Origin of the sequence: Vibrio cionasavignyae (assembly GCF_050337155.1) — a bacterium.
Lineage (GTDB): Bacteria > Pseudomonadota > Gammaproteobacteria > Enterobacterales > Vibrionaceae > Vibrio > Vibrio nomapromontoriensis.
Genome location: NZ_JAKJSR010000042.1, coordinates 1 through 10,487 on the forward strand (window position 1 = coordinate 1; position 10,487 = coordinate 10,487).

Annotated in this window: 5 protein-coding genes and 1 pseudogene; 5 read left to right on the forward strand and 1 reads right to left on the reverse strand. The window is 44.2% G+C overall.

The window, feature by feature from the left end; all coding sequences use genetic code 11:
* Positions 1–597: 597 nt before the first annotated feature.
* Both L4D74_RS25200 and L4D74_RS25205 read left to right on the forward strand, forming a co-directional pair.
* A pseudogene (locus L4D74_RS25200) lies at positions 598–2,820 on the forward strand (tandem-95 repeat protein); the annotation flags it as partial.
* A 708-nt stretch (positions 2,821–3,528) separates the two neighbouring features.
* Positions 3,529–6,705 carry a tandem-95 repeat protein gene (locus L4D74_RS25205; RefSeq protein WP_489686472.1) on the forward strand — a complete coding sequence of 1,059 codons (3,177 nt, stop codon included), beginning with the start codon at positions 3,529–3,531 and terminating at the stop codon, positions 6,703–6,705.
* 221 nt (positions 6,706–6,926) lie between these two features.
* On the opposite strand, the gene L4D74_RS24605 is transcribed toward L4D74_RS25205, so the two are convergent.
* A complete protein-coding gene (locus L4D74_RS24605; RefSeq protein WP_428755020.1) occupies positions 6,927–7,295 on the reverse strand; it encodes a DUF3693 domain-containing protein in 369 nt (122 codons plus the stop codon).
* Between the two features lie 180 nt (positions 7,296–7,475).
* Here L4D74_RS24605 and L4D74_RS24610 point away from each other — a divergent pair, with 180 nt between their 5' ends.
* From L4D74_RS24610 to L4D74_RS24620, 3 genes are read left to right on the forward strand one after another with little or no spacing between them, the layout of a single operon-like run.
* Positions 7,476–7,838: a hypothetical protein gene (locus L4D74_RS24610; RefSeq protein ID WP_428755021.1), complete on the forward strand. Its 363-nt coding sequence runs from the start codon at positions 7,476–7,478 to the stop codon at positions 7,836–7,838.
* Positions 7,831–9,870, forward strand: coding sequence for a replication endonuclease (locus L4D74_RS24615; RefSeq protein WP_428755022.1), 2,040 nt, complete (start codon positions 7,831–7,833; stop codon positions 9,868–9,870). The genes L4D74_RS24610 and L4D74_RS24615 overlap by 8 nt, the downstream gene beginning before the upstream one ends.
* Before the next feature lie 52 nt (positions 9,871–9,922).
* Entirely contained in the window at positions 9,923–10,240 is a 318-nt protein-coding gene (locus tag L4D74_RS24620; RefSeq protein ID WP_428755023.1) for a hypothetical protein, read from the forward strand.
* Positions 10,241–10,487: the final 247 nt, after the last annotated feature.

The following is a 10,487-nucleotide window of genomic DNA, read 5'->3' on the forward strand; positions in this document are numbered from 1 at the left end:
GATGTGCCGATCACAATTGAAGAAGATGGCTCCTATACCGTGACGCAAGCTGAGCTCTTGCAATTTGCTACCGATATTGAAGATGACGACATGACCGCCATCATCGGAGAGCAAGGAGAGGCGACCACGGTCACTGGCACGGTATTAAATTCTGAAAATGGACAACCCATTGTTGGCGCCGAAGTGACACTTAGTGATGAAGTGGGTAATACCACGACTGTCCTGACCGACGCGCAAGGTCATTACTCGGTCAGTGGTTCCGTCTTTGAACAAGGCACCATTACCATTGAGCAAGAAGGCGCTATTACTAATAGCTTCCTCGTTCCTGCAGGAGAAACCACTGACAGTGGCGTGATTTCCTTGTCTGATGTTCTCGAAACCACCGATATGCGAATTGTTGTGACGTGGGGCGCATCGCCGCGCGACATGGACAATCACTTATGGCTTTATGATACGGATACAGGCGCTGAACTTGACCACATTTTTTATGGTGATATGAACCATGACTTAAGTGGAGGTACCGTTCAACAAGATGTTGATGATACTAGTGGACATGGTCCAGAAACCATTACGGTCCCGAATTATCAAGATGCTAACATGCATTACTCCGTCCATAACTTCACGAGCCGAAGCTGGGACGTAGATGGTGTGGATGAAGTACAAGTGCAAGTCTTCGTTGGTGATACCTTAGTACAAACCTTTACACCTGAATTACCAGAAAACATCAGCGGTGATCACTGGCATGTATTTGATGTGGTAGATGGCATTGTGCTGCCAAGCCAAGAGGTAGGAGGGCAAACCGCGTTTACCTTACCAACCAGCGAAGAAGTGGCCAATGCTGAAAATGGTATTGATATCTCGGCGCTGTTTAACGTCGATGAAGGCACCGATGGAGAAAATGGCACGGATACCGGTGACAACGTCACCGTTGGTGATATTAGCATGCCAAACGGCGTCATTACCGATAATGGCGACGGGACTTATACCATCACACCGGATGAAAACTTCAATGGTGAGTTTGAAATTAACTACACCGTTGATGATGGCAATGGTGGCGTATCGCCAGCGCAGATAGATGTCACAGTTACCGCGGTAAATGATGCTGCCGTCATTTACGACCAAGTCTTCAACATGGATGAAGATGGCACCTTAACCTTCACTGATGCTGAGCTACTAGCAGGGGCGACGGATATAGAAGGTGATACACTGACCGTCACAGGTGTGCATTATGACGAAACAAATGGCGTATTGACCTCAAACGGGGATGGCACACATACCTTTACACCGAATGAGAACTTTAATGGCACGGTGAACTTCAGCTTCGATGTCTCTGACGGCACCGATATCAGTAGTGGTAGTATTGATGTTGCAGTGGCCGCTGTGAATGATGCGCCAGTTGTTAGTGGTTCCCTGTCTTATACTATTGATGAAGATGGTGCGATCACGCTAACCCAAGAGCAGTTACTTGTTCATGCTTCTGATGTGGATGGAGACATACTCACTGCAGCAATTGAATCAGCTTCAAATGCAACAGTGACTGAAAATGAAAACGGCAGCTTTACACTAACACCAGACGAAAACTTCTCTGGCGAGATCGTGTTTAGTATGAACGTCTCAGATGGACAATCTATTGTAAATTCTGACGTTGTGCTAGCCGTTGATGCGGTTTCTGATGCGCCCGATGTATCAATAGGATCAACCTTATTTGCTATAGACACGTTTGAAACCGGGATGGAAGGTTGGTCTGGAGCAACTGTTGCTGATTCTAGCGGTTTTGAAACTGGGCAAATGTTAGGGCAACAAAACAACCGTAGTGGTGAAGAGGAGGTCTCCAAAACATACGATGTGCCTGCCGGAGCTTCTGAGGTAACGATTGAATTTGACTTTTATCGTCTAGATTCATGGGACGACCACAACTTCAATATTTACATTGATGGCGAATTATTTAGTGTCGAAACCTTCTCTTATCATGGTAACGATAGTGCTAATGTGGTGGATATAAATGGCCAAGTCGTCGGCCAGTTTGTGTCTTCTGAAAATGCTCAAATTCATGGTGTTCAATGGCCGGTCAACCCCCATTACTCAACCGATCAGTCTCATCACTTTACGCTAACCGTACCCGTAGACCCAGACGCTGGACAACTTACGCTTGGATTTGGGTCTACATTGGACCAATCGTTAAGTGATGAATCTTGGGGGTTAGACAATGTTGCACTGTCAGTGACTTCTTACCCTGAAGACAGTGCGGTTCCTCTTGATATACAGGCGGCACTCACGGATACCGATGGTAGTGAAAGCCTGGCGATTTCTATTCGAGAACTTCCTGAGGGTACGCTTCTATCTTCAGGTTCACTGAACCCTGATGGCACATGGTCTCTATCTCCAGATGATCTAACGGGTTTAACATTAACCCCACCGGCTAACTTCCATGGAGAACTTAACTTACAGGTAGACGCAATATCGACGGAATCGACTGGTGACCACTCAACAACAACAGTGCCGGTAAGCCTGAACATCACACCAGTCAATGATCGACCAGAAGCACAAGACCTACAATTTGCCATGCTCGAAGATGGGTCGTTAACATTCTATAACTCGGACTTACTGGCAAGTGCTACCGATGTTGATGGCGACGATTTAGTTGTTATGAATGTTGATTATTCAGGGAACCAAGGAACACTTACCGATAATCAAGACGGTAGTTATACATTCGTACCTTCAGACAACTATCACGGTGATGTCGAGTTTACTTTTGCCGTTTCCGATGGCGAACTTGAAACAACACAGTCGATTGCAGTCAATATTGAGGCTGTTGCGGATTCACCAGAACTCTCCGTTACCGATGGCGCCAACCAGCCAATCGGAGCCGAAGGGATTAAAGTTGATCCTGATGATACGATAGAGCTTAATATATCAGCAGCACTCACTGATATTGATGGTTCTGAGGTACTGACCGTCGGCGCTTCAGGTATTCCTGAAGGGTCTGTAATCCGCTATGACAGTGATACCGTATTAAATGATCAAAGTAATGGTTTAACGAGTTATGTTGATAGTGAAATTACCGTCACCTTTGAAGGAGAAGGTGCAGGGTACTTAAATACTGTCGGTTATTATAAAGTTGACGAAAACGGGCAGATTCAAGATGTACAAGTTGTATATGAAAACGCTTCTCAGCTTGGCGGTGGCGGTAATCTGATACCAGGGCAATCAGCGTTCAGCTTTGACCTTGAGCAAGGCGAAAGCTTCAACTTATTCGTTATTCCAAATGGATTTAATCATAATAACTTTAATAGTTTAGGTGATGGTTCATTCGAGTTTAGAGATGCAGATGGAAGTACGGCAACTACAAGTTCAACTGACCCACAACTTATCTTTGTAAGTTCAAACGGTGAAGAAACGCTAATTCGTAGTGAAAGTGGCGATGCGGTATTCCACGGCGGTACTAGCCCTAACCTAAACCAAGACAATATCAACCACACACAGACATACTTCAATTCAGAAAGTGAATTGGTTTATGGTATCGAGGACATGTACAACGGAGGAGATCGTGATTTTGATGACTTCTTATTTACCATTGATCTCGGAGAAGTGAACAGCTCCATCTACCAAGGCGAAGTCACCGTTGATACTACTGATCCTATCATCTTACCTACAGTAGTATTACTTGAACCTATTACCATCGACTTACCGGAAGATTACAGTGGTGAATTTGACCTACAAATCGACGCAACTTCCACCGAGTTGTCAAATGAAGGGACCTCAACAAACTCCCAGACTATTCATATTGACGCAAGAGAACACGCCCCTGAATCAACACCTATAAATACCAGTGTTGATGAAGATGGAAATCTACTTGTCACACAAGACATGCTATTAGCAAATGCTGTCGACCTTAACGATGATCCACTTACAGCAAGTGATGTCGCAACGAATGATCCAAATGCAATTGTTACCGATAATGGCAATGGTACTTTCACGATTGTGCCTAGCGAAAATTTCAACGGTGACATTGAACTTACTTATAACATCAGTGATGGCGAATTCACGACTGCAAACACTCTAAACTTGACTGTCAACGCAGTTAACGATGCGCCGACATCGGAGCGAGTTGATTTAAGCGGTGTAGAAGATGAAAGCATTATTATTTCGCAGCAGGATTTACTGGTTCATGCTGTCGATATCGAGAATGATGATCTTACCGCGAACAACCTTCAAATTGACCCATCATTTGGTGATTTGGTTGATAACCAAAACGGCACATGGACGTTTACACCAACCGAAAACTTGAATGGTGATGTGCCATTTACATTTAGAGTAGAAGATGGTGTTGACGGTACCGAAGTCTCTGGGAATATCAGTTTAGCTGAGGTTAATGATGCTCCTGACGCTCCAACAGTCACATACTCGACAGATGAAGACCAAGTATTGGTGGTTGATCCTGCATTTATCTTATCTCAAGCTTCTGATATTGATAATGACGCGCTTTCCTTGGAAAGCTTAACTGTCCGAACTCCAGAAAATGCGACGTTACAACAGCAACCTGACGGACTTTACCATTTAGTGACCAGTCAAGATTTCAATGGATTGGTGGAGCTAGATTACATTGTTTCAGATGGGGAGTTGAGTGCCCAAGGCACAGTAAATGTCGATGTTATTCCTGTAAATGATGAACCATTTACTGTGGGTAATGCATTCTTGACGACCAATGAAGACGACGCCTTTACCTTTGATACGTCTGATATGCTCGATCTCTTCGGAGATATAGACACCACAGAACTGGTTATTTCACGAGTCATTGTCGCTGATAGTGAAGATGGCGGTAGTGTTACTGACAATGGGGATGGAACGTGGACATTTACTCCTACTAGCGACTTCGCGGGATTGTCCGAATTACAAGTGATCGCATCAGATGGCGAGTTTGAAACCGCCTTAGACGTGCCTGTATATGTAAGACCTGTTGCCGATGGTGCTGTTATCACAACCGCACATGATGGACCGCTGGTGTTTGATGAAGATACTACCGGTTACTTGAACTTAGATGTCAACCTTATTGATGATTCAGAGCAGCTTAGTAACCTTGTTATGACGGGTTATCCGGTTGGCTTTACGCTCAGTGATGGGCCCAACGTCGTGGAAATAACTGAGGAAGGGCAACTGATTAATATCACCAATTGGGATATTGATAATCTACAAATGACTCCGCCAGAGGATTTCCATGGCAACTTCTTTGTCACAGTAACGGCGACCACCGTCGACTATGGTGATGAAGCTAACGAGCAACCTGAACAACCAGTAGGAGGAGACTTCAATGTTGTGTCTGGGGAAGCGCTTGTTATTAGTCATGAAGATCTTATCGCGATGGCGCAAAATGTAGAAGCAGAGCAGGGTGATAGTGTCCAACTCGTGCACTTAGTCGATCCTTCTCAAGGAAGCTTAATTGAGAACGACGATGGTACGTGGACCTTCAGCCCTGCGTCAGGTTTCTCTGGTAATGTAGACTTGGCTTATGTCATTGAAAAAGAGGGAATACTATACGATGAGCAAAGCGACATAGGTGTCTTTGACTCCAGTGAGTCACTGACTAGCTCGCCAATTATAGATGCTATCGCTTATACCGATACCGACGAAAGCGAACCACTCACGTTTACTAACGAAGATATGCTAGCAACGATTAGCTCTGAGGATAATCACGATCTAAGTATCGAATCCGTATCTCTACTTGCAGGAGAAGGACTTATCGAATCAAACGGGCAGGGTAACTATCAATTTACTCCTGCAGAAGGTTTCACCGGTCAAGCCCAAGTAGGATTTGTCGCTAGTGATGGAGAAAATAGTGTTCAGAGTCACTTTAATATTGGGGTTGATAATGAAGTCTCCGTGAATCAAACACTTGCTCAAGCGGATGATGGTTCAATTGAGATAAGCGCGTCTAACGTTTTAACTAACTTAAGCATAGAAGACTCAACATTAACCGACCTAAATTATACCGGAGATCAAGGTGCGTTAATTTCAAATGGCAATGACATGTGGACGTTCTGGCCTGATGACGGATTTGAAGGCAATATCGACCTTAGTGCTGTCGTTGAAAGTAGCGCTGGAATTGAGCAAACGTACACAACAAGCTTAACGGTAGAAACGGAAGGAGCTCAAACTCAGCCAGTTGATACACAGAGTACGAACTTAAATGACGAAGTAAGTTCAAACATTGAAAGCTCTGTTGATATAACCGCAGCACCGGGTGATGAAGTGGAGATTAGCTCTCCAGAAGAAGTTACGTCCGTTGATGGTGTGGATTACATAACCGTGACAAATCTACCGGAAGGTGCAGAAATCAATGGCGCCTTAAGTGATGGTGAAGGTGGCTACACAATATCAGGAGACTTAAGCCAATCTGTCACATTAGTACTCGACGATCAGTATGAAGGTTCTGCGAATCTTTCTTTCCAAGGGTTTGATGACTTAGATGCTCCCGTAGAAGGTGCGACGGCAACGCTAGAGCTCGATATTGATGAACAATATTCAATGCAAGCTTCAAGTCAGCAAAACCAAGACACATCATCATTGCAGCAAACTGATGGTGCTGACTGGACACAGAGTGATAATACTCAGGTAGATGTAGACTTTACCGATGATACCGGCAGTTTTGGTACCGATGATAGCTCAGGCCCAAGCACACAATCAGATGTGGATGACAACTTAGTGTAGTCATCAAAAAGCAATGGCTGAGTTTGCAGCACAAACACAGTCATTGCTTTGAGCTCTTGATTTCTAATAATCACATTAACTTAAACGTAGATTAAGTTAATGTGATTATTAGGTATTTTATGGTAAATAGCGTTATTGTTAAATACAGAAAGAAAGCACAGCACCCAATGTAGCAGGGAACGGCTGAACACTAGATTAATCTTACTATTGTGAAACTGCATTTAACATAAGATAGATAATACGCACTGAGATACTAGTTCTTGAGTGCTAGAATACGCTACAGTTAAACCACCTAAAGCCATGGAAATCCTAGAGATTCCAAGGCTCTCAAACTTTTTTGCTATTGCTGCCCAAGTCGCTTGTCCTTCGACAGTTTTGCATTTATCAGCTGCTAACTGAATTAACACGATTTCTTTATCAGCGCCTACATGGTCAGCTAACAAAAGTGCTTCTTTTTCAGTTAGATAGCGTCTTCCTTGTCTGATATCAGATAACTTTTGGGTGCTTATCTGCAAATCATGCGCTATCTGCTTGTCTTGTGTGTACTTGTTTGCGTGTTTATACGCATCTAACAGTTCGTTTATTTGCATTTTCACAATCCTCCGAAATTCTAGTTTAGCTCATCAAGCCGCATTTTTGCGTATTTACAAAACGCAAAATCGCGTATTTACTATATGTGCACTCCGCAAATTCGCGTACTTGACCGCCTTGGGCGTTAGCCCTTGAAGCTTTCACCCTTGGTGGTCACTCAACTATTCAAGGTGGTTATTATGTTTCAAGTCCGACACTACGAAAGCTGCTCCATGTTACACAAGAATGATGCTTTTATTATTCGCTCCGAGTCCAATAGCATCGACGGCTACTTACTTTCCACAACGCTGCGTTCCCACTCAGATGATTTTTCATTCCAACTTTCTGATTCAGTGTCTGTTAACGCAAAGTCATTCACGCAACGATTACGCGCTGGTATTGATTTTACACCTGCATTCGTCCTTGAATCAGAGCCCGTTAGTCTCTATTTCACGCTCCTTGAAGAATACCTCCAATTCTGCGAGTTCTTCTCAATTGAATCCGATGCCGAACTTATCGAACGTTTTAACGCTGAAACAACACTGGTCAAAGCTAATGCGTAGAACTGTTCACGACTTAGCAACCGGAGAAACTTACTCTCGTGAGTTTCTCCCAACTTCGCAACCAACACGCCTATGGTCTGCAGACTGCTACGACGACCAGTTCAATGTAGACAAGCTCCCTAGCCTGCAAGCTTCTGACCGTCGTGATGAACTTGATAAAGCAATAAGTTTGCTTGAGTTACCGCGTCACGCTCAATATAAAGTAAGACTCACCAACTGGCGCAAACCTGTATTTGACGCTATCAAACGTCACGGTGATTTCGCACCGTCCATGCTTCGAGCCTTTACCAACGTACTCGAACGCAAAGATTACTTCACTGCATTATCAATGATCCAATCCGCAGACGCTCGTTTGCGCGATAACGGCAATCGTTATACCCGTAACGATGAAGAAATTGTCGAATTGGCTAAAGCCAAGTCTCGCGCTTTCTCAAAGCAGCTTTTGAAAATCGAATCGATAACAGAGCGTTTTGAAAAATCCCAAGTCTTGTTGGCTCAATTGGGCTTAGGTTTTCGCGCCCAACTCATCAAGCAGAAAGAAGAAGCGAATGAACTCGATTCACTATGCCAACGGGCCATGTGTGATAAATGGCTTCGTCGCCAATTACGACGCGCTTACTTTACTGAAGTTGAAGCTACCGCTCGCGACCTAATGTTAGTACACAAATCACAAGATGCGTATTGCTCCAAGCACAGCGTTAATGTGATGCGAGAACGCTTATCTGATACAGAACAGGCGCTTATCAACACCGTTTGCTATATCGAAGACGACGAAGATACGTGGTTCACACTCAAAGAATTATCCGCGAAATCGACATCAAACCCCGTCATTCGTCGCGCTGAAATGTTCGTGCGTTTGAAAGGTTTGGAGTCCATCGCACAAGAATCCGACCATGTCGCCATGTTCTACACAGTGACGACCCCTAGCCGCTTTCATGTCTATAAAGGCGACCAGATTAACCCTGCATGGGAAAAAGCCAACAAGCCTTCGGCAACAGATGGACACCAACATTTGTTAAACGTAATGACGGCATTTCGTAAAGAGCTCAATAAGCAAGACATCAAGATTTACGGGCTTCGCATTGTCGAGCCGCACCACGACGGAACGCCACACCTTCACTGTTTGTTCTTCATGAAACGAGAAGACCAACAGACCGTCACACAACAACTTAAGCACTTTTCTTTAGTGGATTCACCGAAAGAAAAAGGCGCGCAAAAGTATCGATTCAAAGCAGAAAGCATTGATTGGAAACGCGGCTCAGCGGTTGGCTATGTCGCTAAATACCTAAGTAAAAACATCGATGGTGCCAATATTGAAACCGACAAAGACACCAACAAGGACGGCAAACAAACCGCTGAATCCGTGGTGTCATTTAATCGAATTCAAGGCATCCGCCAGTTCCAATTTTATGGCGGTCCATCGGTAACGGTGTGGCGTGAAATGCGTCGCTTTCGTGAAGAATTTAAAGAGGACGACGCTGTGATTCTCGGAAATGAACTCTCCAAGGATGAGCACTTTGTCCTTGAAACCATACGCAAAGCCGCTGACGAAGGCGACTTTAAACGCTTCGTGGTCGCCATGGGTGGTGTGTTTGTCAAACGCAAAGACCAAACCGTGAAAGCGATGTACGCCAAGAAAGTAAACATCGACGGATTGTTTAAAAACACCCGTTATGGCGATGAAATGAGCGCGGCCATAAAGGGCATCGAGTGTTTTGGTAAATCCATCCCTACCCGATTTTCTGAATGGAAGTTCGCCAACAAGAAACAATTCATCCGTGGTATGCGCTCTGTAATGACCGGAACGACGCAGATATTCGACTCATTAGAAGATGAACACGAATACTACGCCATGAAGCAAGAAGAATACGAACGCATGTGTGATGAAGCCTTGCTCTATATGGACTGTCCAGCAATGGAACCCACTTACTTATACAACGAAGAACTCTATGGACACCCACCGCCTGAGTGGTTCTCGTCAAGGGCTTGCCCCGACGAGCCGCCAAGGGCGGCCTTGGACTTGTGTCACTAACTGTCGCTTTTAAAAAACCATCAAATAGCACTGAACCAAAAAGGAAAACAACATGATTATCAAAGGACGCATTTTAGATGAAGACGATATTACCCAAAGCACATTCAACAATCGCGAAACGGGCGAAGTAGTCGTGCGTGGTGAATTACTGTTGTCAGTGAAAAAACCGTCACAAGTCATCAAGGTTAAAGTCAATCCTGACCAGTGGAAAGATGCGAAGAACGGTGACTTCTTTAAGACCATTGTCGATAAAGAGTTGGATTTCTGGATTGAACAAAAAGAATTTAGCTTCCCTCGCCCTGATGGTCAGGTGGTTTCTGGAACCAGCAACAATCTATTCCGATTGCCTGCTGTTAATAAACTCGGATAACCGACTTATCTATTTTAGGTGAATGTATGAGTATTTGCGTCAACATAAAGCATTTCCAACAGTCCCTTAAGGCATAAATGCGAACATTTATTAATTCCGGTTAATAGCTAAATAAAGGGACTAGATATGTACGTACTAGCTTGTGACGAACCAATTATTAATATGGCCTGTCACTCGGGATTTATATCTATACCACAAGTGGTTGAGCCTTCTTTGATGACTTTGGCTCAATTTCAAGAAATAACAC

What these genes read in the sequence shown, in the direction of transcription:
- L4D74_RS25205 (WP_489686472.1), top strand. Translation starts at nt 3,529, where the DNA reads ATGTACAACGGAGGAGATCGTGATTTTGATGACTTCTTATTTACCATT.
- L4D74_RS24605 (WP_428755020.1), bottom strand. Translation starts at nt 7,295, where the DNA reads ATGCAAATAAACGAACTGTTAGATGCGTATAAACACGCAAACAAGTAC.
- L4D74_RS24610 (WP_428755021.1), top strand. Translation starts at nt 7,476, where the DNA reads ATGTTTCAAGTCCGACACTACGAAAGCTGCTCCATGTTACACAAGAAT.
- L4D74_RS24615 (WP_428755022.1), top strand. Translation starts at nt 7,831, where the DNA reads ATGCGTAGAACTGTTCACGACTTAGCAACCGGAGAAACTTACTCTCGT.
- L4D74_RS24620 (WP_428755023.1), top strand. Translation starts at nt 9,923, where the DNA reads ATGATTATCAAAGGACGCATTTTAGATGAAGACGATATTACCCAAAGC.